The organism is Azospirillum sp. 11R-A (assembly GCF_049472615.1).
Classification (GTDB): Bacteria; Pseudomonadota; Alphaproteobacteria; order Azospirillales; family Azospirillaceae; genus Azospirillum; species Azospirillum palustre.
On record NZ_JBCEBL010000001.1, the window covers coordinates 319,483 to 344,350 of the forward strand.

At 69.2% G+C, this 24,868-nt stretch carries 23 protein-coding genes and 1 pseudogene; 15 read left to right on the plus strand and 9 right to left on the minus strand.

Annotation, left to right across the window (positions count from 1 at the left end):
• Positions 1 to 15: 15 nt before the first annotated feature.
• From VH569_RS01600 to VH569_RS01640, 9 genes are all read right to left on the minus strand, one after another.
• Positions 16 to 594, minus strand: a complete 579-nt coding sequence (locus VH569_RS01600; protein WP_423313473.1) for a hypothetical protein — start codon at positions 592 to 594, stop codon at positions 16 to 18.
• A gap of 133 nt (positions 595 to 727) precedes the next feature.
• Complete coding sequence (locus VH569_RS01605; protein WP_423313475.1) at positions 728 to 1,903, minus strand: divergent polysaccharide deacetylase family protein; 1,176 nt, start codon at positions 1,901 to 1,903, stop codon at positions 728 to 730.
• Between the two features lie 15 nt (positions 1,904 to 1,918).
• A complete protein-coding gene (locus VH569_RS01610) occupies positions 1,919 to 3,364 on the minus strand; it encodes a S41 family peptidase (protein ID WP_423313477.1) in 1,446 nt (481 codons plus the stop codon).
• Positions 3,365 to 4,816 carry a peptidoglycan DD-metalloendopeptidase family protein gene (locus VH569_RS01615; RefSeq protein WP_423313479.1) on the minus strand — a complete coding sequence of 484 codons (1,452 nt, stop codon included), beginning with the start codon at positions 4,814 to 4,816 and terminating at the stop codon, positions 3,365 to 3,367.
• A 111-nt stretch (positions 4,817 to 4,927) separates the two neighbouring features.
• Complete coding sequence (gpmI, locus tag VH569_RS01620; protein ID WP_423313481.1) at positions 4,928 to 6,505, minus strand: 2,3-bisphosphoglycerate-independent phosphoglycerate mutase; 1,578 nt, start codon at positions 6,503 to 6,505, stop codon at positions 4,928 to 4,930.
• Positions 6,506 to 6,594: 89 nt separating this feature from the next.
• Positions 6,595 to 7,053 carry a 23S rRNA (pseudouridine(1915)-N(3))-methyltransferase RlmH gene (gene rlmH / locus VH569_RS01625; RefSeq protein WP_423313483.1) on the minus strand — a complete coding sequence of 153 codons (459 nt, stop codon included), beginning with the start codon at positions 7,051 to 7,053 and terminating at the stop codon, positions 6,595 to 6,597.
• Between the two features lie 25 nt (positions 7,054 to 7,078).
• The gene (rsfS, locus tag VH569_RS01630) at positions 7,079 to 7,375 is read right to left on the minus strand and encodes a ribosome silencing factor (protein ID WP_423313485.1); all 297 of its coding nucleotides are present in this window, start codon (positions 7,373 to 7,375) and stop codon (positions 7,079 to 7,081) included.
• Positions 7,376 to 7,522: 147 nt separating this feature from the next.
• Positions 7,523 to 8,152, minus strand: coding sequence for a nicotinate-nucleotide adenylyltransferase (locus VH569_RS01635; protein ID WP_423314113.1), 630 nt, complete (start codon positions 8,150 to 8,152; stop codon positions 7,523 to 7,525).
• Positions 8,153 to 8,213: 61 nt separating this feature from the next.
• Positions 8,214 to 9,488, minus strand: coding sequence for a glutamate-5-semialdehyde dehydrogenase (locus VH569_RS01640; protein WP_423313487.1), 1,275 nt, complete (start codon positions 9,486 to 9,488; stop codon positions 8,214 to 8,216).
• A 181-nt stretch (positions 9,489 to 9,669) separates the two neighbouring features.
• On the opposite strand from VH569_RS01640, the gene VH569_RS01645 reads away from it, so the two are divergent.
• The 15 genes and pseudogenes from VH569_RS01645 to VH569_RS01715 all read left to right on the plus strand — a co-directional run bounded on the left by VH569_RS01645 (position 9,670) and on the right by VH569_RS01715 (position 24,827).
• Positions 9,670 to 10,413: a sulfite exporter TauE/SafE family protein gene (locus VH569_RS01645; RefSeq protein WP_423313489.1), complete on the plus strand. Its 744-nt coding sequence runs from the start codon at positions 9,670 to 9,672 to the stop codon at positions 10,411 to 10,413.
• 20 nt (positions 10,414 to 10,433) lie between these two features.
• Entirely contained in the window at positions 10,434 to 10,940 is a 507-nt protein-coding gene (locus VH569_RS01650; RefSeq protein ID WP_423313491.1) for an RNA pyrophosphohydrolase, read from the plus strand.
• A 184-nt stretch (positions 10,941 to 11,124) separates the two neighbouring features.
• Positions 11,125 to 11,439 (plus strand): STAS domain-containing protein, encoded by a 315-nt coding sequence (locus tag VH569_RS01655; protein ID WP_098739197.1) that lies wholly within the window; start codon positions 11,125 to 11,127, stop codon positions 11,437 to 11,439.
• Positions 11,424 to 11,801 carry a response regulator gene (locus tag VH569_RS01660; protein ID WP_109048963.1) on the plus strand — a complete coding sequence of 126 codons (378 nt, stop codon included), beginning with the start codon at positions 11,424 to 11,426 and terminating at the stop codon, positions 11,799 to 11,801. The genes VH569_RS01655 and VH569_RS01660 overlap by 16 nt, the downstream gene beginning before the upstream one ends.
• A gap of 34 nt (positions 11,802 to 11,835) precedes the next feature.
• Positions 11,836 to 14,154 carry a chemotaxis protein CheA gene (locus VH569_RS01665; protein ID WP_423313494.1) on the plus strand — a complete coding sequence of 773 codons (2,319 nt, stop codon included), beginning with the start codon at positions 11,836 to 11,838 and terminating at the stop codon, positions 14,152 to 14,154.
• 9 nt (positions 14,155 to 14,163) lie between these two features.
• Positions 14,164 to 14,703, plus strand: a complete 540-nt coding sequence (locus VH569_RS01670; RefSeq protein WP_098739194.1) for a chemotaxis protein CheW — start codon at positions 14,164 to 14,166, stop codon at positions 14,701 to 14,703.
• A 67-nt stretch (positions 14,704 to 14,770) separates the two neighbouring features.
• A complete protein-coding gene (locus VH569_RS01675) occupies positions 14,771 to 17,320 on the plus strand; it encodes a methyl-accepting chemotaxis protein (protein WP_423313497.1) in 2,550 nt (849 codons plus the stop codon).
• Between the two features lie 34 nt (positions 17,321 to 17,354).
• Positions 17,355 to 18,275 (plus strand): CheR family methyltransferase, encoded by a 921-nt coding sequence (locus tag VH569_RS01680; RefSeq protein ID WP_423313499.1) that lies wholly within the window; start codon positions 17,355 to 17,357, stop codon positions 18,273 to 18,275.
• Between the two features lie 3 nt (positions 18,276 to 18,278).
• Entirely contained in the window at positions 18,279 to 18,941 is a 663-nt protein-coding gene (locus tag VH569_RS01685) for a chemotaxis protein (RefSeq protein WP_423313501.1), read from the plus strand.
• Between the two features lie 3 nt (positions 18,942 to 18,944).
• Positions 18,945 to 20,012, plus strand: a complete 1,068-nt coding sequence (locus VH569_RS01690; RefSeq protein ID WP_423313503.1) for a protein-glutamate methylesterase/protein-glutamine glutaminase — start codon at positions 18,945 to 18,947, stop codon at positions 20,010 to 20,012.
• 504 nt (positions 20,013 to 20,516) lie between these two features.
• Positions 20,517 to 21,197, plus strand: a pseudogene (locus tag VH569_RS01695) (methyl-accepting chemotaxis protein); the annotation flags it as partial.
• A gap of 51 nt (positions 21,198 to 21,248) precedes the next feature.
• Positions 21,249 to 21,554 carry an STAS domain-containing protein gene (locus VH569_RS01700; protein WP_109048956.1) on the plus strand — a complete coding sequence of 102 codons (306 nt, stop codon included), beginning with the start codon at positions 21,249 to 21,251 and terminating at the stop codon, positions 21,552 to 21,554.
• A gap of 5 nt (positions 21,555 to 21,559) precedes the next feature.
• Entirely contained in the window at positions 21,560 to 22,354 is a 795-nt protein-coding gene (locus VH569_RS01705) for an ATP-binding protein (protein WP_423313506.1), read from the plus strand.
• Between the two features lie 65 nt (positions 22,355 to 22,419).
• Positions 22,420 to 23,613, plus strand: coding sequence for a response regulator (locus VH569_RS01710; RefSeq protein ID WP_423313508.1), 1,194 nt, complete (start codon positions 22,420 to 22,422; stop codon positions 23,611 to 23,613).
• Positions 23,610 to 24,827: a PP2C family protein-serine/threonine phosphatase gene (locus VH569_RS01715; protein ID WP_423313509.1), complete on the plus strand. Its 1,218-nt coding sequence runs from the start codon at positions 23,610 to 23,612 to the stop codon at positions 24,825 to 24,827. The genes VH569_RS01710 and VH569_RS01715 overlap by 4 nt, the downstream gene beginning before the upstream one ends.
• Positions 24,828 to 24,868 lie beyond the last annotated feature (41 nt).

Genomic DNA, 24,868 nt, shown 5'->3' on the forward strand with positions numbered 1-24,868 from the left:
CTGCCGGCCGCGCTCTCAGTCCAACGTCCACTTTGCCATCTGCGGGAACGGGGGCAGACCGTTGTCGCCCATGAAAGCGAACATCCCCGCATAGCCGGTGAAGTCTGCCTGCGCCAGATTGATCAGGCCGGAATGGGTTCCCTGCTCGATCCAGGCCCGCATCGGGTGGGTGCCCTCATAGCCGCTGCACCGGTAGGAGCCGGGAAAGAACAGGCATTCCTGCGGCAGGCCCAGATGCTGGACCACCGCGTAGGACCAGGCCTGCGACATGAACTCGCCCTGGCGGGCGGCCCTGGTCAGGATCGGGTCGGGGGTTCCGTCGCGCGCGGTCTGGTCGGCGAGGATGCTGTCGATGTCCTCCTGCACGTCACGCCCCAGCGACGGCCAGTATCGGCGCGGCAGGACGATGATGTGCCCCGCCTCGTGCAGCAGGTCGCCCGGCCCCAGAAGCGTCTCCGGATCGACATGCAGAGCCCCGGCCTGGATGTTCACACCGGGCAGGAAGCCGCCATGGGCAGCGCCGCCATACTCCACCTGCATGCCGATGCCACGCAGGAACGCGACAATGGGCTCCAGCGCTTCCGGATGAAACATCCGCCCTCTCCGCCAATTCGAAAACCGGCGTGGATATTCTCGCACAGGACGCAAGCGCGCAAGGTGCAGGCGTGCATCCGCCCGGCGCGCGTTGTCGCATTCAAGTGGATGGAGTGCGGAGCCGGTTGGCGCGCTACTTCTGGATATTGACCACAGCCGACACCGGGGCCAGCGCGATGCCACGATCCGCCAGAGCGGTCATCCAGAGATTGAGGCGCTCGATCGTCGTCGGATAGGGGGAGGCGAAACCGACGGCGGCGCCGTTGGTCTTGGCAAGCTCCTCCAATTCACGCAGCTGGTCGTCGATGGCGCCGCGCGACAGGTCACGGTCGATGACGCGGTCGCCCAGCGCCCGCGGTACGCCGGCCAGATTGGCGAGCGGCCCGGCGACGCTCTTGGGATTGGCGCGGGCATCGACCAGCAGCAGGCCGCGAGCCTTCAGCGCGTCGATCACCGGCTGCATCGCCGCCGGGTTGGCGGTGAACTTGCTGCCGGTGGTGCTGGTGATGCCGACATAGCCTACCGCCTTGCCCAGCGACCATTCCAGCCGCTCCATGTTACGGTCGGGGCCGAGCATGGTCAGCAGCGCATTGGGGCCGGGATCGTCGCGCGGGTAGTTCAGCGGCTCCATCGGCACCGACAGCATCACCTCGTGCCCTTTGGTGCGGGCACGCTCGACCCAATCGTCCAGCCGCTCGGCATAGGGCAGGAAGGCCAGCGTGATGCCGGGCGGCAGCTTCGCCAGCGCATTGCCGGTGGTGACGCCGCTGAGCCCGAGGTCGGACATCACGATGGCGATGCGCGGCCGCTTGTCGGTCGCCGGGAATGGCCGGGCATAGACCTGCCAGGGCTTGCGCCCGTCCTGGGCGATGCGCGGCAGCGGGCCGTTGCGGCTGTCCTCCACCAATCCCGGCACCGGGGCCGGAACCAGCGTCACCGCCGCCGCCGGAACACCCGGCAACGGCAGTGGGGCGGCATCGGTCGGCAGCGGCGGCGGAGCCGCCGATGCTGCAACCTTGGGCTCCGGCGGAGGAGGTGGTGGCAGTGGGGCGACCGCCACCGTCGTCGACGGAATCGACGCCTGCCATGCGTCCCGCGTCGCCCCACCGTTCAGCGCCAGCCAACCGGCCAAGCCGGCATAGGCGACCGCCACCACGGCGACGGCACCAAGCAGGGCTTTGGAGAGCGGCTTGCGCGGCCGCCCTGCCGGGGCGTCTCCATTGCGACGGAAACGGCGCAGCCAGCCGAGTCCGGGGCGCAGGCCCCGGACATCGAACCGCAGACGACCGAGCAGGGCGGGAGCCTTCACCGTCGTTCGCTCCGGTCAGCGCGCCGCGGAGCGCTGCTGGAACAGGGCGACGCCACGCAGCAGATCCAGCGCGCGGGCGAGCTGGAAGTCGAAGGGCGGCTCCGCCCCCTCCGCCGCCGCACCCTCGGCCGGGGCGGGAGCGGCACCCGGAGCAGGGGCAGCACCGGGAGCAGCAGCACCGGGCGCCGCCGGGGCGGCACCTGCGCCCGGTCCCGGAGCCGGCGCTGCCGGGTTCGGGGCGGCCGGCGTGCCGGGAGCTGCCGGGTTGGTGGTGGCCGGACGCGGCGCCTTGCTGGCGGCGTCGGGGTTGACCAGCGCGCCCTTCAGATCGGCCTCGCGGCGGCGGATGACGTTCCTGTCCAGATCCTCCACCTTGGCGACATGCACCTCGATGTCCGGGGTGATGCCGAGCTGCTGGATCGAGCGTCCCGACGGCGTGTAGTAGCGCGCCGTGGTCAGACGCATGGCGCCATGGCCGGGCAGCGGGATGATGGTCTGCACCGATCCCTTGCCGAAGCTCTGGGTGCCCATGATGATCGCGCGCTTGTGGTCCTGCAGGGCGCCGGCGACGATCTCGGAAGCCGAGGCCGAGCCGCCGTTGATCAGCACCACCAGCGGCATGCCCTTGATCAGGTCGCCCGGCTTGGCGTTGAAGCGGGTGCCCTCCTCGGCGCGCCGGCCGCGGGTCGACACGATCTCGCCCTTCTCCAGGAAGGTGTCGGAGACCGAAACCGCCTGGTCGAGCAGACCGCCCGGATTGTTGCGCAGGTCGAGCACGAAGCCCTTCAGCTTGTCGCCCAGCTGCTGCTGGATGGAGGAGATCGCCTTCTCCAGCCCGCTCTGCGTCTGCTCGTTGAAGCTGGTGATGCGGACATAGCCGATGTCGCCTTCGGTGCGGAAGCGGACCGACTGCACCTTGATGACGGCGCGGGTCAGCGACACGGTGAAGGGTTCGCCCGCCTCGCCGCGGCGGACGGTGACCTTCAGCTCGCTGCCCACCGGCCCGCGCATCTTCTCCACCGCCTCGTTCAGGCTGAGGCCCATCACCGCCTCGCCGTTCAGCTGGACGATCAGGTCGCCCGGCTGCAGGCCGGCGCGGAAGGCCGGGGTGTCGTCGATGGGCGACACGACCTTCACCAGGCCGTTCTCCATCGTCACCTCGATGCCCAGCCCGCCGAACTCGCCGCGGGTCTGGACCTGCATGTCCTGGAAGCTCTTCTTGTTCAGATAGCTGGAATGCGGGTCGAGCGAGGTCAGCATCCCGTTGATCGCCGATTCGATCAGCTGTTCGTCGGTCACCGGCTCGACATACTCGGCGCGGACGCGCTCGAAGACGTCGCCGAACAGGTTCAGCTGCCGGTAGGTGTCCGACGAATTGCTGGACTGAGCAGTGACGGTGGCGACGCCGGCGCCCAGAAACACCAGAGCTGCCGCCGTTGCGGCGCGCTTGAACATCCTCATCTACCCTTGTCCTTTCCCCTCCGGGGCGCCGAACCCGCGTTGCGGATTGATCGGCTGGCCGTTTCGTCGCAGCTCGAAATAGAGATCCGGATTGCCGTCCGGCGGCATGACCGCCAGCGGTTCCCCGCTGGCCACCTTACGCCCGACGGCCGTTTCGATCCGGCCCAAACCCGCAATCAAACTATGATATCCGTTGCCGTGTTCCACGATCAAGATGAGGCCATAGCCTTTGAAGGGCCCGGCGAACACGATCGTGCCGCCGCGCGGCGCCACCACGGCGGCCCCGGCCCGGGTCTGGACCGTCACGCCACGGCTGGTCGCGCCATAGCGGTCGGCCTCGCCGAAGCGGGTCGTCAGCTTGCCGGCGGCCGGCAGAACCATGCCGGAGACGGCCGGCGGGCCGTCAGGAGACTTCGCGGCCAGCTCGCGCTCGCGTGCCGCCTCCCTGGCGGCTTCGTCCTTCGCGCGCTTTTCCTCGGCGGCCTTCTGCTCGGCGATTTTCTGTTCGGCGGCGCGCAGTTCGGCCAGCTTTCGTTCGGCCTCCTTGCGCTCCGCCTCCTTCTGGGCGACGAGCCGGCGCTCGGCCTCGCGCTTTTCCGCTTCGCGCTTGGCGGCTTCCTTGCGTTCCGCCTCGCGCCGCTCGGCTTCGCGGCGGGCGGCGGCCTCGATGGCGGCGCGGCGTTCGGCCTCGATGCGCTCCATCAGCTGGCGCAGGTCGGTGGCCTGCCCCGACAAATCCGCCATGCGCTGGCCGACCTGGACGCGCTCCTCCTCCGTCTGGCGCGACAGCTCCTCGCGCCGGGCGATCAGGCGGTTCATCTCGTCCTGCTTTTCGGTCAGCGCCACCCGCGCCGCCAATGCCTTCGCCCGCTGGTCGACCAGTTTGCCACGGGTGTCGGCCAGCGCGGTCAGCGCCTGGGACAGCGCATCGGCCCGCGCCTTCAACGCCGGCACCGCGTCGCGCAGCAGCAGGGCAGAGCGCAGGGTGTCCACGGGGCTTTCCGGCCGGGCCAGCGCCGCCTCCGGCGGGATGCGCGCCAGCCGCTGGAGGGCGGCCAACAGGGTGGCGATCTGCTGGCGCTCCGCGTCGAGACCGGCGGAGCGCTCGCGCTCCTCCCCCTCCAGGGCGGTGAGCGAGTCTTCGAGCTGGTCGAGCGTCTGTTCCTGCCCGCGCGCCTGATCGGCCAGCGCAATCAACCGGCCGCGCAGGGTGTCGAGTTCGGTCTGGAGCGCCTGGGACTGGCGTTCCAGCTGCTGCTGGCGCTGCTTGCCGGTCTGAAGCTGCTGCTCGACCCGCTTGAGGGTGTCCTTGGGAGCTTCGGATTGGGCGTTCGCCGGCTGGGCGAGGATCAGGCCGGCGATGACGACGAAGCCGGCGAGGATACCCTCTCCCGCCCCGGGAGAGGGAAGGGGCCCGCCGCAAAGCGGCGGGAAGGGTGAGGGGTGAGACAAAGAACGGGATCCATGTCCGGAATACCCCTCACCCTCCCCATGCTTCGCATGGGTCCCCCCCCTCTCCCGGGGCGGGAGAGGGTGTGACTGGCGGGGACCCGGCGCCATCCGCTATTCCGCCGCCGCGCGGGCGGCGGTGCGGACCAGCAGGTTGCGGCCGGTCATCTCCGCCGGCTTGGGCAGGCCCAGCAGGTCGAGCAGCGTCGGAGCGATGTCGGCCAGACGGCCGCTGTCGATCCGGGCGCCGGCCGGGCCGTTGACCAGCACCAGCGGAACCTTGTCCAGCGTGTGGGCGGTGTGCGGCCCGCCGGTCTCCGGGTCCTTCATCAGCTCGCAGTTGCCATGATCGGCGGTGATCAGCATGGTGCCGCCGGCACGGCGCACCGCGGCCTCCACCTGGCCGACGCTGCTGTCGACCGCCTGCACGGCCTTGATGGCCGCGTCCAGCATGCCGCTGTGGCCGACCATGTCGGGGTTGGCGAAGTTGACGACGATCAGGTCGTACTTGCCCGAATCGATGGCGCCGACCAGCTTGCCGGTCACTTCCGAGGCCGACATCTCCGGCTGCAGATCGTAGGTGGCGACCTTCGGCGACGGGATCAGGATGCGGTCCTCGCCCTCATAGACCCGCTCCTCGCCACCGTTGAAGAAGAAGGTGACGTGCGGATACTTCTCGGTCTCGGCGATGCGCAGCTGCTTCAATCCGGCCTCGGAAACCACCTCGCCCAGCACCTTGGTCAGTGTTTTGGGCGGAAAGATGGTGGTCATCAGCTTCGCCAACGCCGACGAATATTCGACCATGCCGACCACGGCGGCCAGCTTCGGCGCGCCACCCTCCGGGGAACTGGCCACCGGGAAGCCGTCGAAATCCTTCTCGACATAGGCGGCCAGGATTTCGCGGGCGCGGTCGGCGCGGAAGTTCGCCATCAGGATGGCGTCGCCGTCCTTCATGCCGGCGTAATCGCCGATCACCGTCGGCAGGATGAACTCGTCATGCTTGTCGGCGGCGTAGCTCTGCTCGATGGCCTGGATCGGGTCGGCGGCGCGCTCGCCCTCCGCCCTGGTCATCGCGGCATAGGCCTTGGCGACGCGGTCCCAGCGCTTGTCGCGGTCCATCGCGTAATAGCGGCCGATGACGGTCGCCACCTCGACGCCCGGCAGCTCGAAGACGTCGGCCATGAACTCGGCGACCTGATCCTTGGCGCTCTGCGGCGGAACGTCGCGGCCATCGGTGAAGGCATGGACCGCCACCGGCACGCCCTCGCGCGACAGCACGCCGGCCAGCGCAGCGATATGGTCCTGGTGCGAGTGGACGCCGCCCGGCGACATCAGGCCCATCAGGTGGACGCGCCCACCGGTCCTGTGCATCGTCTTGACGAGGTCGTTCAGCGCGGCGTTGCGCTCCAGATCGCCCTCGACGATGGCATGGTCGATCATCACGAGGTCCTGCATGACGACCCGGCCGGCGCCGAGATTCATGTGCCCGACCTCGGAGTTGCCCATCTGGCCCTTGGGCAGGCCGACCTCCTCCTCGCTGGCGTCGAGGAAGGCCGTCGGTTCGGCCGACCACAGGCGATCCCAGTTCGGGGTCTCGCCCAGCGCAATCGCGTTGTCGGACCGCTCCTCGCGATAGCCCCAGCCGTCCAGGATGCAGAGGACGACGGGGCGGGGTCGGTTGGTCTCGGTCATCGCGCTTACCTTTCTCGAAAGGTTGTGGTCTCGGAGTTTCGTGTTTTCAGCTCCGGCGCTTTTCCGCGCGCCGGATGCGACGCTCGGAATCAGGACCTGTGATAGGGGTGACCGGCAAGAATTTGTTGAGCGCGATAGAGTTGCTCCGCAAGCATGCCGCGCACCAGCATGTGGGGCCAGGTCATCGGCCCGAAGGCGAGCAGGAAGTCGGCCCTCGCGCGCACCGCGTCGCCATGTCCGTCGGCACCGCCGATCAGGAAGGCGAGATCGCCGGCGCCGCGGTCGCGCCAGTCGCCGATCTTCGCGGCGAAACTCTCGCTGGGCAGCGCCTTGCCGCGTTCGTCCAGCGCCACGACGATGGCGCCGGCCGGCACGGCGGCGAGCAGCAGCCCGGCCTCCTGCCGTTTCAATTCGTCGGAGGAGAGGCGTTTCTTCACCTCGACCTCCTTCAGGGTGAAGGGCCAGCCGAGCCGTCCGACATACTCGTCGAACAGGTCGCGGGTCGGTCCACCCCGCGACCGCCCAACGGCGGCGAGCCACAGACGCATGATGCGGCCCTCCGCCTCCGGTTCGTCAGGCGCTCAACCGCGCCGTGCCCGACGGCGTCGGCAGCTCCAGACCCCACATCTTTTCGATGTTGTAGAAGGTCCGGACCTCCGGCTTGAACAGGTGGACGATCACGTCGCCGGCATCGACCAGCACCCAGTCGCACTGGGCCATGCCTTCCATCTCGACGCCGCGGACGCCGGCCTGCTTCAGCTTTTCGGCCAGCTTCATCGCCATGGCGCCGATATGCCGCGTGTTGCGGCCCGACGCCACGATCATGTAATCGGCGAAGGTGGTTTTCCCGGCGAGATCGATGACGGTCACGTCATCTGCCTGGTCGGCGTCGAGCGACGCCTGGATGAGCGCCTTCAGGTCCTGCGGTTCCAGGATCTGGGGAACGGCGGCTGGCCGCGGAGCGGTCGCGGCCGTTTCGGTGTGCGTGGTGATGGCTCCAAACCTCTTGCAACGGTTTCACGACCCGGCGGCCCGTGCCTGCCGGATCGCCGTCGCCGAGGCCGGGTGCAAGGGGTTGCGTAAGAACGCCCAGGCCGGCCGCCTGCGGCGCGCCAGCCCTTTTACCCCAGACACCGACACCCGCCGACGGGTGTAGCGCTGGGCGGCCTTGCCGCTCAACGCACCAAGAGAATAGGTTGGACGGGCGAAAACCGCAACGGCCACCGAGTCGAAGATTCGATTCCAGTGCTTCCAGCGTGGAATTTGCCGCAAATTGTCCGCCCCCATCAACCATACGAAGCGGGTTTTGGGGAAGCGGCGCTGAAGCTTGGCCAGCGTATCGGCGGTGTAGCGGGTGCCGAGCGCGGTCTCGATGGCCGTCACCTCGATCCCGGGATGGGCGGCGACGGCCCGCGCCTCCGCCAGCCGTTCGGGCAGCGAGGCCATGCCGGAGGTGGATTTCAGCGGGTTCTGCGGACTGACCATCCACCAGACGCGGTCGAGCCCGAGTGCCTTCAGCGCGAACAGGCTGATGTGCCGGTGCCCGGCATGGGCCGGATTGAACGACCCGCCGAGAATGCCGACAGTCAGCCCGGCATAGAGCGGGCCGGAATAGAGGCTGGGGTCTTTTTGGAATCCGGACGTCAACCCGTAGCGGTCACCCTCTCCCCGGGGGGAGAGGGTTTCAATGGTGGGAAGGGCGTCGATTTTAAGGCCGCGTCTGGCCATCGCCGCGCACGACATACTTGTAGCTGGTCAGCTGCTCCGCACCCACCGGGCCGCGGGCATGGAACTTGTCGGTGGAGATGCCGATCTCCGCCCCCATGCCGAACTCGCCGCCATCGGCGAACTGGGTCGAGGCGTTCCACAGCACGATGCCGCTGTCCACCCGGGACAGGAACCGTTCCGCCACCGACGGATCCTCGGTCAGGATCGATTCGGTGTGGTGGGAGCTGTGGGCGTCGATGTGATCGATGGCCCCATCCACCCCATCCACCACGCCGCAGGCGATGATGGCGTCGAGATACTCGGTGTCCCAATCCTCCGGCACCACCGCCGTCACCCGCGGATCGACCGCCTGGGCCGCCGCATCGCCGCGCACCGCGCAGCCGGCATCGAGCAGATCCTTCACCAGAACAGGCAGGGCCTTGTCGGCGATGGCACGGTCGACCAGCAGCGTCTCGGCGGCGCCGCAGATGGAGGTCCGGCGCATCTTGGCGTTCAGGACCACCTTGCGCGCCTTCTCCAGGTCGGCGGCGGCATCGACATAGACGTGGCAGTTGCCGTCCAGATGCTTGATGACCGGCACCCGGCTCTCGTCGGCGATGCGCTGGATCAGCGACTTGCCGCCGCGCGGAATGATGACGTCGATGTAATCGCGCATGGTCAGCATGTGGCCGACGGCGGCGCGGTCGGTGGTCGGCACCAGCTGGATCGCCGCCTCCGGCAGCCCGGCCTCGCGCAGGCCCTGGGCCAGACAGGAGGCGATGGCGCGGGACGAGCGGATGCTCTCCGACCCGCCGCGCAGGATGGCGGCGTTGCCCGACTTCAGGCAGATGCCGCCGGCATCCGCCGTCACGTTGGGCCGGCTTTCATAGATGATGCCGACGACGCCCAGCGGCACGCGGACGCGCTGGATGCGCAGGCCGTTGGGCCGCGTCCACTCCGCCAGCACGCCGCCGATGGGATCGGGGAAGTCGGCGATGTCCTCAAGCCCCTTGGCCATCGCCTCGATGCGCGTGTCGTCCAGCATCAGCCGTTCGCGCATGGGACCGGACAGGTCGCGGGCGTTCGCCATGTCCTCGGCATTCGCCGCCTTGATCTCGGCGGCGCGGGCGCGGATGGCCGCCGCCGCCGCCCTCAGCGCCCGGTCCTTCGACGGTCCTGGCACGGTCGCCAGCGCGGCCGCGGCGGCGCGGGCAGCGCGGCCGAGGGCGATCATCTGGTCGTGCAGGGCGTCGGCGGTATCGAGCAGGGCGGACATGAAGGTCTCCGGACACTCTATCCGTTGAAGGGACGACGACCTTAACGAATTGTTCGGGGTTGCGAAAGCCGCGTGGTTGTGGGACTTCGGCGTTGCGGTATGGGCGGGCGTGTGCAAAACGCAACGCGCCGGCCGCGCCGGAGCAAGGTTTTCGGGCCACAAGGCTTTCGGATAGGATGACATGCTGACGCTGCTGCTGATCGTCTCCGCCTTTTTCGCCGGCGTGTTGAACGCCGTGGCCGGGGGCGGCAGCTTCCTGACCTTCCCCGCACTGATCCTGGCCGGCGTGCCGCCGCTGAACGCCAACGCCACCAGCACCGTCGCGGTGTCGCCCGGCGCGCTGGCCAGCGCCTTTGGCTACCGGCGGGAGCTGGGACGCATCCGCGAGGTGCACCTGCCCTCCTTCCTCGGCATCAGCCTCGTCGGCGGACTGCTGGGCGCGCTTCTGCTGCTGTGGACGCCGCAGCGGACCTTCGAGGTCATCGTGCCGTGGCTGCTGCTGTTCGCGACGCTGCTGTTCGCCATCGGCCCGACCGCCTCGGCCTGGGTCCGCCGCAACGTCACCATCGGCCACGGCACGGTGCTGGCGGTGCAGTTCCTGATCGCGGTCTATGGCGGCTATTTCGGCGGCGGCATCGGCATCCTGATCCTGGCGACGCTCGGCGTCTTCGGCCTGACCGACCTGCATGCGATGAACGGGCTGAAGTCGCTGGTCTCCGGTTGCCTCAACGCAGTGGCGGTGGCGGCCTTCGTCGCCGGCGGCGCGGTCTATTGGACGGAGGCGCTGATCATGCTGGTCGCCGCGATGGCCGGCGGCTATGCCGGCGCCTCGGTCGCCCGCCACATCCCGCCACCGGTCCTGCGCAAGCTGGTGATCCTGGTTGGGGCGGCGATGACCATCTATTTCTTCCTCACGAAAGCCTGACCCGAACGGAGCCCGCCGGCATGACCGCCCCTATCGAACGTCCCCCTCTTGATCGCGAGTCCCTGCCCTACCGTCCCTGCGTCGGCATCATGCTGCTGAACGACCGCGGCGAGGTGTTCGTCGCCAGGCGCTGCGGGTCGGAGGCCGACTGGCAGATGCCCCAGGGCGGCATCGACGAGGGCGAGGACGCCCGCAGCGCCGCCTTCCGCGAGCTGGAAGAGGAAATCGGCACGGCGAAGGCGGAGTTCATCGCCATGACCGCCGCCCCCCACCGCTACGACCTGCCCGACGATCTGCTGGGCAAGGTGTGGAAGGGCCGCTGGCGCGGGCAGGAGCAGATGTGGATGCTGGCCCGCTTCACCGGCGACGAGGCCGACATCCGGCTCGACACCGACCATCCGGAATTCGACGCCTGGAAATGGATCGACGCGGAAGAACTGCCGGGCCTGATCGTCGCCTTCAAGCGCCCGGTCTATGAGTCCGTCCTGGCCGAATTCCGTCCGCTGATCGCGCGGGCGAAAGGCTGACGCATCCTGCCGGGGGCCAGCCTCTCCGCCATGTCCCATTTTTGATTGCGGTTATCCCCAACTTCCCGCCGCCGCCCCCTCCGTCTGAAGCTTGCGCTTAACGAATCCTTGAGACGCAGTCTGGCAACGTCGCTGCTGCAACCGGAATGCGCAAGAATGTGCCTGCCGTAGACGGAGGGGTGGCGTGTCGCTGATCAAGTGGACGGAGGAGGATGACGGCCGGCTCCGCCTGGGCCTGCCGAGCGACCTCGATTTGCCCATGGCGCAACCTCTGCTGGACAGTTTGCGCGCCGCCTTCAAGGCGTCGGCCGACGTCACCGTCCAGGCCGACGCCGTGGAGCGCATCAGCGCCGCCTGCATCCAGGCGCTGGTCGTCGCCGCCCGCGATGCGGCCGAGCGCGGGGCCGCCTTCGTCCTCGCCGCCCCGTCCGAGGTCCTGTCCGAAGCGTGCGAGGATCTGGGACTCGCCGCCTGGCTGAAGCAATGGAGCCGAGCGTGAAGAAGAAAGTGATGACGGTGGACGATTCGCGCACCATGCGCGACATGGTGTCCTTCACCCTGCGGGGCGCCGGCTATGACGTGGTGGAAGCCGCCGACGGCCAGCAGGCGATGAGCGCCATCGCCACCAACAAGGTGGATCTGGTCATCACCGACCTGAACATGCCGGTGATGGACGGGCTGACCCTGATCCGCAGGCTGCGCGCCATCCCGGCCCACCGCACCCTGCCGATCCTGATGCTGACCACCGAAGCGGACGAGAGCAAGAAGGCGGAGGGCCGGGCCGCCGGCGCCACCGGCTGGATCGTGAAGCCCTTCAACCCCGACAAGCTGGTGTCGGTGGTGCAGAAGGTCTGCGGCTGACCGCAAGCCGACGGATTCAGGGAGGGGTGCAGCCGTGGACGATCTCAGCCGCTTCAAACAGACCTACTTCGACGAGAGCGCCGAACTCCTGGCGGTCGCCGAGGCCGGGCTGCTGCGCCTCGCCCCCGGCGAAATCGACATGGACGAGGTGAACGCGATCTTCCGCGCCGTCCATTCGATCAAGGGCGGCGGCGGCGCCTTCGGCTTCAACGACCTCGTCGCCTTCGCGCATGAGTTCGAAACGGTGATGGATGGCGTGCGCAACGCCGAAATCCCGGTCAGCACCGAACTGGTCGACACGCTGATCCGCGCCAACGACGTGCTGGCCCGCCTGCTCGCCCACGCCGCCGACGAAACCGAGGTGCCGGCCGGCACCACCGTCGACACCGTCGCCGCCCTCCGCCGCTTCCTGGGCAAGGCCGGGGAGCCGGCGGACGAGGCCCCGGCCGAACCGGCCGCCGCCATCCAGGCTGCCGCAGGCTTCTATCCCGACGACGAGGATGACGAGGCCGGCATCTTCGGCGACGCGCTGGCGGCGATCCAGGCCGCGCGCGACGACCGGCCGGCGCCTGACGCCGGCCCCGTTCCTGAAGGGAAGGTCCGCTGGACCATCGTCTTCCGTCCGAAGGCCGAACTGCTGCTGTCGGGCAACGAGCCGACCTACATGCTGCGCGCCCTGCGCCGCCTGGGCGAGGCGGAGGTGGTCTGCCATCTGGACAGGCTGCCCTCCCTCCGCGACCTCGACGCCGAACTGCTGCACCTGTCCTGGACGGTGACGCTGCTGGCCGACCCGCAGGTGGACCGCGCCCAGATCGACGACGTGTTCGAGTTCGTCGCCGACGACTGCGACATCCGCATCAGCGCCGAAGCCCCGCCGCCAGCGCTCATCGCCCCCGCGCTCGTTCCGTCGGCGGAGCCGGTCACCGCCCCTGCCGCCAACCTGCCGGAGCCGGTCGCCCCCGCAGCCGCACCGGCCATCCTGACCGCCACCCCGGCCGCCACCACGTCGGGTGCAGCAAAGCCCGGCGACGGCGCCAAGCGGACGAATGGCGGCAGCGACCATGCCGGGCCGACCACCCACACCATCCGCGTCGATCTCGACAAGATCGACCGGCTGGTCAACATGGTCGGCGAGATGGTCATCACCCAGGCGATGATCGCCGAGCATCTGCGCGACCTGCCGCCGGGCCAGTTCCAGGAACTGCTGGAGGGGCTGGAAGGCCTTGCCCAGCACACCCGCGAACTGCGGGAAAGCGTGATGTCGATCCGCGCCCAGCCGGTTTCCAGCGTCTTCTCGCGCATGCCGCGGCTGGTGCGCGAATGCGCCGCCGTGACCGGCAAGGAGGTGATGCTGGTCACCACCGGCGAGACGACGGAGGTCGACAAGACGGTGGTGGAGAACCTCGTCGACCCGCTGACCCACATGATCCGCAACTCCATCGACCATGGGCTGGAAGGCCCGGAGGAGCGGGAGCGCGTCGGCAAGCCGCGCGCCGGCACCGTGCATCTGTCGGCCGCCCATCGCTCGGGCCGCATCGTGATCGAGGTCACCGACGACGGCCGCGGCATCAACCGTGCCAAGGTGCTGTCGAAGGCCATCGAAAAGGGCCTGGTGCAGCCGGGTGCCAGCCTGTCGGACGAGGAGATCGACCACCTGATCTTCCTGCCCGGCTTCTCCACCGCCGATCAGGTGTCGAACCTGTCCGGCCGCGGCGTCGGGATGGACGTGGTGCGGCGGAACATCTCCAGCCTGGGCGGGCGGATCGGCGTCTATTCGACGCCGGGCGAAGGGTCGCGCTTCGTCCTGTCGCTGCCGCTGACGCTGGCGGTGCTGGACGGCATGGTGATCTCGGTCGGGGAGGAGCGCTTCGTCCTGCCGCTGACCAACATCGTCGAAAGCCTGCGCCCCAAACCCGCCGACCTGCATGGGCTGGTCAACAAGTGCGACGTGATGATGGCGCGCGGCGAATATGTCCGGCTCGTCCATCTGCACCGGCTGTTCGGCATCCCCAAGGCCATCGACGACGCAACCAAGGGGCTGGTCGTGCTGGTGGAGACGGAGGACGGCTCCCGCCTCGGCCTTGTGGTGGACGAGGTGCTGGGCCAGCAGCAGGTCGTCATCAAGAGCCTGGAATCCAATTTCCGCCGGCTGGACGGCGTCGCCGCCGCCACCATCCTGGGCGACGGCCGCGTCGCCCTGATCCTGGACGTGGCGGGCCTGCGCGAAATGAGCCGCCATGGTTCAGGCACCGGCGCCGGCACTGGCAACGCCTCCGGCGGCAGCCCCCCGCCTTCCCCGTCCCTGCCCGCCCCGGCGGACAAGTCCGACCAGCGTCAACGCCAAACGGTTTGAGGTTCAGCGATGAGCAGTTCCACCGCAATCGCCCCCGTCAGCTCCCGCACCGATCTCCAGCCGGCCGGCGCCGCGAACGGCAGCGAGGAGCAGTATGTCACCTTCACCGTCGGCAGCGAGGAGTACGGAGTCAACATCCTGGCAGTTAGGGAAATCCGCGGCTGGACGCCGGAAAGCCGGTTGCCCAATCTTCCCGACTATGTCCGCGGCGTGATCAACCTGCGCGGCATCATCATCCCGATCTTCGACCTGCGGGCCCGCTTCGGCGGTGGCCTGACCCAGGTGACGAAGCGTCATGTCGTGGTGGTGATGCAGGTGGGGGAGCGAACGCGCGGCATCCTGGTCGACGCCATTTCCGACATACTCGCCATCGGCCACGACGCCATCAAGCCGCCACCCGATGTCGACAGCGGTCTGGTCGACGCCGAGTATCTCAGCGGCCTCTACACCGCCGAGAACCGGATGGTGACCCTGCTCAATGTGGGGAAGCTGTTCGCTGGCGAGCATGTCGACCAGGACGCCACCCGCGCGGCGTTGGAGCCGACCTGATACCGGTTGGCGATCCCCCGGCTGCGCAGGCCGCAACGAGAAGCCATAAAAAGAGGGAACGTCAGCGATGGCCACCGACGGTACGATCGCCAAATCCGGCACCTTCCTCAGCAACATGCGCATCGCCAGGCGGCTGTGGCTGGTCTTCGGCCTGCTGCTGGTTCTGATCGCCGCCCAGTCCGGCACCGGCATCTATGGGCTGGACGGGCTGAACCGCCGCATCGACAGCGTCATCGCGTCGGGCGACCTCGCCGTCTTCGCCAAGGATCTGGAAAGCCGCCTGGGTGCGCAACGGCTGCAAACCCGGGAATACATCAATCTCGGCACCACCGAGGCGCTGGACCGGCTGCGCGTCCTGCGCGGGGAGTTCGAATCGGCGATGTCGGACCGGCAGGCCATGATGAAGGCCTCCCCCCAGGCCGCCGCTTTCGCCGACCTCAACAGCCTGCATGGCGCCTATCACGAGAAATTCGACGCGGTGCGGACTGTGCGCGAGCGCGCCGACCGGACGCTGCACGAGCGCATGGACCCGCTCGGCGCCCAGGTGACCAAGCGGCTGGAAGAGGCGGTGGCTGCGGCCGACGCCTCCGGCGACAAGGACATCGCTTTCGGCATGCAGGAGGTGGAGAAGCGCTGGCTGCTGACCCGCTTCTACGCCAACCGCGCCATCGGCCTGCGCGATCCGGCCGCCGCCGCCCAGGTGGAGGCGGAAGGCAAGGCGATGGGCGACGGGATCGCCCGGCTGTCCACCCTGCTGCAGAACAATGCCGTCCTGTCCGTGGCCCTGCGCGACGTCGACGCCCGCGCTGCCGAATACCGCAGCGCCTTCCGCGAGATCGTCGCCGCCAATGACGACGCCAAGCGCCGCACCGACGACCTCGTGACCGCCGCATCCGCGGTCAACCGTGCCATCGACGGCATCGTCGCCTCCATCGCCGCCGGCTCCAGGGCCATCGAGCAGCATGCCGGCAGCGAAGCCGCCTTCACCATCCGCCTGACGGTCGGTCTGGGCCTGCTGTCGCTGGTGATCGGCATCGTCGCGGCCAACCGCATCGCCGCCTCCATCGTCGGGCCGGTCACCGGCATCCGCCGGGTGATGACCGAACTGACGGAGGGCAAGCTGTCGGTCAGCGTCCCCCACACCGGCCAGCAGGACGAGCTGGGCGACATGGCCCGCGCCGTCGACGCCTTCAAGGACGAGGCGGTGGAGGCCCTGCGCTCCCGCATCGCGCTGGAACGGGTGTCGGCCAACATCATGATGGCCGATGCCGACGGCCGCATCCTCTACGCCAACGATTCGATTTTGGCGATGTTCCGCCATGCCGAGGCCGACCTGCGGACCGCGCTGCCCGGCTTCGATCCGAGCAGGATGGTCGGACAGAATTTCGACGTCTTCCACCGCGATCCAACCCACCAGCGCCGCCTGCTGACCGACCTGACCCACACCCATCGCGGCTTGGCCAAGACCGGCGGCCGCACCTTCCAGGTCATCGCCAACCCGGTGGTCAGCCGCCAGGGCGAGCGGCTCGGCACCGTCATCGAATGGCGCGACCTGACCGAGGAGCTGGCGATCGAGGCGGAGATCGGCGCCATGGTGGAGAATGCCGTGCGCGGCGACTTCACCCACCGCATCCCGCTGGACGGCAAGAGCGGCTTCTTCCGGCTGGTCAGCGAAGGCATCAACCGCCTGTCCGGGAACATCGCCGCCGTCACCGAGGATCTGGCAACGGTGCTGGAATCCCTGTCGCGCGGCGACCTGACCAGCCGCATCGACAAGCAGTACGAAGGCGTGTTCCAGCGGCTGAAGGACGACTTCAACGGCACGGTCGGCCGTCTGTCGGAGATCGTGCAGCGCATCGACCATGCCGCCGGCTCCATCGCCGTCGCCAGCCGCGAAGTGGCGGAAGGCAGCATGGACCTGTCGGAGCGGACCGAACAGCAGGCCTCCTCACTGGAGGAGACCGCGGCCAGCATGGAACAGCTCGCCGCCACCGTGCGCTCCAACGCCGACAACGCCCAGCAGGTCAACGGCTACGCCACCGAGGCGCGCGCCGCGGCCTCGCGCGGCGGGCAGGTGGCGACCAGTGCGGTGGAGGCGATGCGCCGGATCGAACAGTCGTCGCAGAAGATCTCCGACATCATCGGCGTGATCGACGAGATCGCCTTCCAGACCAACCTGCTGGCGCTGAACGCGGCGGTGGAGGCGGCGCGGGCCGGCGACGCCGGGCGCGGCTTCGCCGTGGTGGCGCAGGAGGTGCGGCAGCTCGCCCAGCGCTCCGCCCAGGCCTCGAAGGAGATCAAGGCGCTGATCCTGGACAGCGGCGGGCAGGTGCGCGAGGGCGTCGACCTCGTGCGGTCGGCCGGCAGCTCCCTGACGGAGATCGTGTCGGGCATCGGGCGCGTCGCCGATCTGGTGTCGGAGATCGCGCGGGCGACCGCCGAGCAGGCCTCGGGCCTCGACGAGGTCAACATCGCCATCTCGCAGATGGACGAGATGACCCAGAAGAACGCCGCCCTGGTGGAGGAAAGCACCGCCGCCGCCCGCTCGCTGGAGGATCAGGCCGACCAGCTGCGCCAGCAGATGACCTTCTTCACCCTCGATCGCAGATCAGCCTGACCCGAGATCTCTTGACGATGCCCCCGGTGCCGCGATGACCGACCGCTCGCCCGCCTCACTGACCGAACCCGAGACGCTGCGGCGCCCCCCGGCCGCGCCGGCAGCGGTGTTCGGTGGCGCGCGCGAATTCCATTTCGAGCGGCACCATTTCGACCTGATCGCCGGCCTGCTCTATCAGCTGGCCGGCATCGCGCTGGCGCCGCACAAGGCGGAGATGGTCTATGCCCGGCTGGCGCGCCGCCTGCGCGAGCTGCGGCTGCCCGATTTCGACGCCTATTGCGCCCTGCTGCAAAGCGACGGCGTGGCCGACGAGATCGGCTTCCTGGTCAATGCACTGACCACCAACCTGACCAGCTTCTACCGCGAATCGCATCATTTCGACTTCCTCGCCTCCACCGTCCTGCCGGAACTGCGGACGCTGAACGCCCACCGGCCGAAACCGCGGCTGCGGCTGTGGTCGGCCGGCTGCTCCTCCGGACCGGAGCCCTACACCATGGCGATGGTGCTGGTCTCCGCCATGGGGGCGGAACTGCGCCGCTGGGACGCCCGCATCCTCGCCACCGACATCGACACCCACATGGTGGAAACCGCCCGGCGCGGCATCTACCCGCTGTCGGGCGCCACCGGCATTCCGCCGGCGATCCGCCAGCGCTTCACCACGGACACCCGGCTGGACGGCGAGCCGGCTGTGGCGATGGGCGAGGAGCTGAAGCGCCTCGTGACCGTCAAACCCCTGAACCTGCTGGAACATTGGCCGATGTCCGGCCCGTTCGACGCGATCTTTTGCCGCAATGTCCTGATTTATTTCGACCGCCGCGGCCGGATGCAGGTGATAGAAAACTTCGCCCGGATGCTCCGCCCTGGCGGGTATCTGTTCCTCGGCCACTCGGAGAGCCTGTATGGCGTGTCGAACCTGTTCCGGCAGGCCGGTCCGACCATCTACCGGAGGGAGTGAGCGATGAACGCCGAACCCCTCCCCCGGCAGGAGCCAGCCGGCCCGACGCCCCGCAACCGCATGGGAAGCGGTCGCTACTTCAACCGGGAATTCAACGCCGACACCGTCAAGATCGGGCTGGGCCAGCAGGCGGTCAGCGACCGTCCCGACCTGATGATCGCAACGACGCTGGGCTCCTGCGTGGCGGCCTGCATCAATGACCCGGTGCGCGGCATCGGCGGCATGAACCATTTCATGCTGCCCGACCTGCCGGCGAGCGAGCTTGAGGGGGCCGGCATGGCCGCGCGCTACGGCTCGGTCGCCATGGAGCGGCTGATCAACGCGCTGCTGGCCGCCGGTGCCGAACGTCAGCGCCTGCAGGTCAAGCTGTTCGGTGGCGGGCGCGTCATCGAATCGAGCTACGACATCGGCGGGCTGAACTGCCGCTTCGCACTGGATTACGTGCGGACGGAAGGGCTGGCGCTGGCCGGCCACGATCTGGGCGGAGGCTCCGCCCGGCGGGTGCATTACTTCCCGCACAGCGGACGCGCGCTGCGCCGCCTGCTGCGGCCGGAGGCGGCGGCCGACACCGTCACCCGCGAACGGCGTTTCATCACGCACCTGAGCCAGGCCCCCGAGGAGGGCGAGGTCGAACTGTTCACCCCCGCCGATCCGGAAGGGAGCTGACCCATGCCCAGACCGATCCGCGTCGTCATCGTCGACGACAGCGCGCTGATGCGCGAAATGCTGAAGGACATTCTGACCCGGGAAGCGGGGATGGAGGTGGCCGGGGTCGCCCGCGATCCCTTCGAAGCGCGCGAGGTCATCAAGGCCACCAACCCCGACGTCATCACGCTGGACGTCGAGATGCCGAAGATGGACGGGCTGTCCTTCCTGGAGAAGATCATGACCCTGCGGCCGACGCCGGTCATCATGGTCTCCTCCCTGACCCGCGAGGGGTCGGACGCCGCCATCCGCGCACTGGAGCTGGGGGCGGTGGACTGCGTCGCCAAGCCCGGCGGCTCCGAAGGACAGGGCTTCGAGGCGACGGCGATGGAGCTGGTTTCCAAGATCCGCGTCGCCGCCACCGCGCGCCTGACCATGCGACGCCCGGCCGCCACCCATGGCGTCCTGCCGACGCCGCGGCGTGCCGGCTCGGGCAAGCGGCTGATCGCGGTCGGCGCCTCGACGGGCGGGGTGGAGCGCATCCGCGACGTGCTGGCCGCCATGCCGGCCGACTGCCCGCCCATCGTCATCACCCAGCATATGGGTCCCAGCTATGTGCCCAGCTTCGCGGCGCGGCTCGACCGGCTGTCCGCCCCCACCGTGCGGGTCGCCGCCCATGGCGACCGCCCGGCCCAGGGGCTGGTGCTGATCGCCCCCGGCGACCGCCATCTCGCCATCGTCCGCGACACCGCCGGCTTCGTCTGCCACATCCAGGACACCCCCGCGGTCAGCGGCCACCGCCCATCGGTCGACGTGCTGTTCGCCTCCGTCGCCAAGGCGGCCGGCAACAACGCCGTCGGCGTCATCCTGTCCGGCATGGGCCGCGACGGCGCCATCGGCATGAAGGCGATGCATGACGCCGGCGCATTCACCATCGGCGAGCAGGAATCGAGCTGCGTCGTCTATGGAATGCCGCGCGCCGCCAGGGAGGCCGGCGCGGTCGCGGTCGAACTGCCGCTTGCCCAAATCCCCGCCGAAATGCTGCGCGCCTTCGACGCCGTCGGCGAACGCCCCCGCACCGCCCCGACCTGATCGGGGATCCGGGTAGAGTTTCCAAGGAGCACCAGTATGTTCAAGTCCGCCGCCCACGACGCCGTCCAGACCGGCCCTCGGAATGCCGCCCCCCGGGACGTCTCCGCGACGCCGGACGGCGACGCCAAGGTCGCGGTCACCGCGGAGCTTCTGTCCACCTGGCTCGGCTTCGCCGACGTGCAGCGCCGCACGCTCGACATCGTGCAGGGCGAGCTGACGCGCACCTCGGACCATGTGGAGACCTCCACCCTCGACCTGTCGGAGCGCTTCCGCGAACTGGCCCGGAAGGCGCTGGAGCAGTCCGAGCGGGTGGCCCAGATCGTCGACATGGCAGGGTCGGTCGACATCGACGGCGAGCGGGTGCCGCTCGACAGGCTGGTCGTCGGCATGCAGGACGTGATCACCGACATGGTGTCCAACATCGTCACCCTGTCGCGCCATGCCATGAGCATGGTCTATCTGCTGGACGACGTGCAGAAGGACGTGGCCGAGCTGGAGAAATCGATCGGCGACATCGACGGCATCAACCGCCAGACCAACTTCCTGGCGCTGAACGCGACCATCGAGGCCAGCCGGGCCGGCGAGGCCGGGCGGACCTTCGCCGTGGTGGCGCAGGAGGTTCGGCACCTCTCCCGCTCCACCGGCGAACTGGCCGACCGCATGCGCGGCACCGTCACCGCCGTGGTGAAGGGGGTGCGCAACGGCCACGACATCCTGCGCCAGATCGCCAACACCGACATGTCGCCGCAGATGCTGGCCAAGGAACGCGTCGACAAGACGATGGACAGCCTGGTGGAGCAGACCAACCATTTCCAGTCGGTGCTGGAGACGGCGGCGTCGGTGTCGTCCGACATGTCGTCCACCATCGCGCACGTCATCACCGGCATGCAGTTCCAGGACCTGACCAAGCAGCGAATCGAGGCGATCAACGACAGCCTCGCCATCATGAGCGCCGGGCTGGGAGAGCTGGAAACCCGCATCCGCGCCCAGGTGCCGCCCGCCATCGGCGCACGCGAACCGCAGGAATGGCTGAACCAGCTGATGGGCCGCTTCACGCTGAGCGAAATGCGCGAGCGCTTCGTGCGCAGGCTGCTGCTGGAAGGCACGGCCCTGGACGAAAACGGCGTGCTTGACCTCGATGCCGCAGGGGGAAGCAGCGCCGGCGGTGATATTGAACTCTTCTAGCGCGGTGCCCCCCGCCTGTACACTGAACCACATTTGCGGAAAGACGGGCCTATGGACTACGGGATCGAAGTGCGCGATCAGGAGGCGGTCATCCGCCTGCGCGGTCGCCTGACCTTCAACGACCACGCGAAGTTACGGGCACTGATCGGCGAAATGGGGCAGAACAAGCTCAAGCGTCAGGTCCTCGACCTGTCGTCGCTCGAATTCGTCGATTCCGCCGGCATCGGCATGCTTCTGATCGCGCGGGAGGAGATGGACCGCGCCGCCAAGCAGTTCATCCTGCGCGGTGCCGCCGGTCAGGTCAAACGGGTGCTGACCGTGGCGCAGATCGCCAAGATCGTCCCGATCGAGGACTGATCCCGGTGATCGACGGGACAATCCAGGGCACGACACAGGAGGCGGACCAGGCCGTCGGCTGCCGCACCCGCTTCGCCGGTCTTCTGGCGCCGGGGTTGGCGGCCGACCGGTTGAACCGGCTGGCGCTGGCGCTGCGCCTGTCCCCGGTGCAGGCGCCCGCCGGAGCGGCGCCGCTGGCAGTCCTGCTGGCCGGAGACGGGAGCGCCGTCCCCGAGTCCGACGCGCTCTGGCTCCCGCCCGTCGCCGCCTGGATCGAGCCGCCGGCCGATACCGGCGCTTCCGATACCGCCGACCGATTGGCGCCATTCCTGGCGGAGGCGGCGAAAAGCGACCTCTACCTGAACCTGACCACGGCCACCGCACACGACCTCCAGCTTGGCGGCAGGCTGCTGGCCGCGCTGAGCGCCCGCCATCCGCTGGAGGGGGACCGCCGCGACGACATCGAACTTGCGTTGCACGAGGCGGTCAGCAATGCGCTGGTCCACGGCAACCTCGGCGTCGCCGGCATGAAGGAGCTGAGCGCCCAGGAGCTGGAACGCTTTTCCCGCGACCTGGGCGACCGTCTGGCCGACCCGGTGCTGGCGGGCCGCCGCATCGTCGTCACGCTCCGGATCGATCCGGCGGAGGATGGCCGGCGTGTGGCGACGGTAGAGATCACCGACGAAGGCGCCGGCTTCACCCCGGGCCCGCGCGCCAACTCGGGAGCGTCGGGCCGCGGCCTCGACCTGATCGGCAACATCGCCGACGGGCTGACGATCGAGGATGGCGGCCGCCGCATCCGGATGAGGTTCCGGCTGTGACCGCGGATGGCTGGCATAATCCCGGCTGTGGAGCGATCCCGCCATCGGATGCCGGACACTCCGATGTGCAGGGTTCCGGCGACCAGCTCTGCGAATGCCGGATCCCCGACTGTACCGTCCTGGACTGCCCGATCTTGGTGGTGGACGACACCGCCTTCAACCGCACGCTGATCGGCGCCTTCCTCGCCGAGGCAGGCTTCCGGCAGGTTTCCTTCGCCGCCAGCGGGTTCGAGGCGCTGGCGATGATCGAGGCCGCCATCCCCGACCTGCTGATCCTGGACATCATGATGCCGGGAATGGACGGGTTCGAGGTCTGCCGCCGCCTGCGCGCGATACCCGAGACGGCCGACCTGCCGATCCTGGTGCAGACCGCGCTGTCGTCGGGCGAGGACCGCAACCGTGCCTTCACCGCCGGCACCACCGATCTGGTGTCGAAGCCGCTGGAGCGCACGGAGCTGCTGGCCCGCGTGCGCATCCATCTGGAAGACCGGGTGCTGATCCGCCGCCTTCAGATCTATCGGGCGCGGGTGGAGGCCGAGCTGTCCATCGCCCGGTCGATGCAGGAGCATCTGTTGCCGACCCCGGCGCAGAGCGCCGCCGTGGCCGCCGCCGCGGGCTGCCGCCTGCGCGCCCACAGCGTGATCTCGCCCAATCTCGGTGGCGATCTCTGGGGGGTGCTGCCACTGGGCGGGCGGCGCTTCGGCGTCTACCTGCTGAACGTCGCCGGCCGCGGAGTCTCGGCGGCGCTGAACGCCTTCCGGCTGCACGCCCTTCTGCAGGAGCTGGGTCCCGCCCATGGCGAGGACGCCGCCGTCCTGATGACCGCGCTGAACGACCGCGCCGCCGGGCTGCTGGCGCCGGGAGAGAAGGCCACCATGACCTATGGCGTGGTGGATGGCGAGGCCGGGCGCTTCATCCACGCCTCGGCGGACGGGGCGCCGCCGATGATCCTGAACGGCGACGGCAAGCCGGCGTTCGGTGCGGCCGCCGGCCTGCCGATCGGCATCGCGCCCGGCACCCGCTACCGCAGCGACGTGATGGAGTTGCCGCGGGGCAGCGTGCTGGCGCTCTACTCCGTCGCGGTTCTGGAGGCGCTGGACGCCGGTGGGACCGGGATCGGGCTCGGCTGGATGATCGCCCGTGCCGTAGCGGAGGGTGATGGCTTCGACGCCGTGGTCCGCTCGCTGGGCTCCGCCCTGGGACAGGCCGGCGGCGACGACCACACGCTGCTGTGGATCGAACGGGAGGCGGCGGAATGAGCAAGTCTCCGCCGTCAGACCTGCTTCCGGCCGAGGCGCGCGATGCCGTCGACGGGCTGGCCGGCGCCCGCGTGCTGATCGTCGACGACAACCGGATCAACCGTCACCTTCTGCTGGCCCTGCTGGAGCGCGGCGGCATCACCCTGATCGAGCAGGCGGAGGACGGGGAGGACGCACTGGTCCTGATGGAGCGCTTCAAGCCGGACCTCGTTCTGCTCGACCTGATGATGCCGCAGATGGACGGGTTCGAGATGTGCCGGCGCCTGCGTGCCGACCCACGCTGGAAGTCGTTGCCGGTTCTGGTGCAGTCCAGCCTGAGCCGGGCGGAGGACCGCGCCCGCGCCTTCGCCGCCGGCGCGACCGACTATGTCACCAAGCCGATCAACGCGGTGGAGTTGCTGGCCCGCGTGGGCATCCAGCTGCGCAAGCGGGCCATGCTGCGCGACCTGGAGCAGTATCACAGCCGCACGGAAAACGAGTTGGAGCTGGCCCGCGCCATGCAGGCCCGGATGCTGCCCGGCCCAGAGCGGCTGGCCGAGCTGGAGGCGGCGACCGGCATCGCCGTCCAGGCGCATTTCGCGCCCTCCTCCGAGCTTGGTGGCGATTTCTGGGGAATCGAGCGTCTGCCCGACGGCCGGGTCGCCGTCTATCTGGTCGATTTCTCCGGCCATGGGGTCGGTGCCGCGCTGAACACCTTCCGGCTGGATGCCATCTGCCGCCGGATCGGCAGCACCGACCTGACCCCGGCGGAGTTCCTGGAGACGGTGAACCGCCGGCTGTGCGGGCTGCTGCCCAGCGGCCAGTTCGCCACCATGCTGACCGGACTGATCGATCCGGTGGCCGGGGAGTTCCACTATGCGTCCGCCGCATCGACGGCGCCGATGGTCTGGCATCCCGGTGACGAGGCGCCGCGGCTGGGCGACGGCAGCGGGCTCCCGCTCGGCCTGCTCTCGTCGGTCACCTACGACGCCCGCCGGTTGCCGATGCCGCCCGGTGCCCGCCTGTTCCTCTATTCCGATGCGGCCATCGAAATCCCGATCGGCGGCGGCGAGGGCCACGAGGTTCTGGACGAGTACGGCCTCGCCACCCTGCTCGCCCGCCGCCTGCACGAGCCTGACGACGCCGGCCTGCTGTCCGGCCTGCTCGACGACCTGACCGCCACCGGCCCCATCGACGACGACCTGACGGCACTGCTGCTGACGCGCCGGCGATGACTGCCGGGCTGCCGGGCTGCCGGGCTGCCGGGCTGCCGGGC

Bases quoted from the DNA above. Each gene is read 5' to 3' on its own strand.
- VH569_RS01640 (WP_423313487.1), bottom strand. From the start codon at position 9,488: ATGTCCGCCCTGCTCGATACCGCCGACGCCCTGCACGACCAGATGATC.
- VH569_RS01685 (WP_423313501.1), top strand. From the start codon at position 18,279: ATGAACGCCGAACCCCTCCCCCGGCAGGAGCCAGCCGGCCCGACGCCC.
- VH569_RS01715 (WP_423313509.1), top strand. From the start codon at position 23,610: ATGAGCAAGTCTCCGCCGTCAGACCTGCTTCCGGCCGAGGCGCGCGAT.
- VH569_RS01610 (WP_423313477.1), bottom strand. From the start codon at position 3,364: ATGAGGATGTTCAAGCGCGCCGCAACGGCGGCAGCTCTGGTGTTTCTG.
- VH569_RS01660 (WP_109048963.1), top strand. From the start codon at position 11,424: ATGGAGCCGAGCGTGAAGAAGAAAGTGATGACGGTGGACGATTCGCGC.
- gpmI (WP_423313481.1), bottom strand. From the start codon at position 6,505: ATGACCGAGACCAACCGACCCCGCCCCGTCGTCCTCTGCATCCTGGAC.
- VH569_RS01680 (WP_423313499.1), top strand. From the start codon at position 17,355: ATGACCGACCGCTCGCCCGCCTCACTGACCGAACCCGAGACGCTGCGG.
- VH569_RS01670 (WP_098739194.1), top strand. From the start codon at position 14,164: ATGAGCAGTTCCACCGCAATCGCCCCCGTCAGCTCCCGCACCGATCTC.
- VH569_RS01645 (WP_423313489.1), top strand. From the start codon at position 9,670: ATGCTGACGCTGCTGCTGATCGTCTCCGCCTTTTTCGCCGGCGTGTTG.
- VH569_RS01650 (WP_423313491.1), top strand. From the start codon at position 10,434: ATGACCGCCCCTATCGAACGTCCCCCTCTTGATCGCGAGTCCCTGCCC.
- VH569_RS01690 (WP_423313503.1), top strand. From the start codon at position 18,945: ATGCCCAGACCGATCCGCGTCGTCATCGTCGACGACAGCGCGCTGATG.
- rlmH (WP_423313483.1), bottom strand. From the start codon at position 7,053: ATGCGTCTGTGGCTCGCCGCCGTTGGGCGGTCGCGGGGTGGACCGACC.
- VH569_RS01600 (WP_423313473.1), bottom strand. From the start codon at position 594: ATGTTTCATCCGGAAGCGCTGGAGCCCATTGTCGCGTTCCTGCGTGGC.
- VH569_RS01675 (WP_423313497.1), top strand. From the start codon at position 14,771: ATGGCCACCGACGGTACGATCGCCAAATCCGGCACCTTCCTCAGCAAC.
- VH569_RS01700 (WP_109048956.1), top strand. From the start codon at position 21,249: ATGGACTACGGGATCGAAGTGCGCGATCAGGAGGCGGTCATCCGCCTG.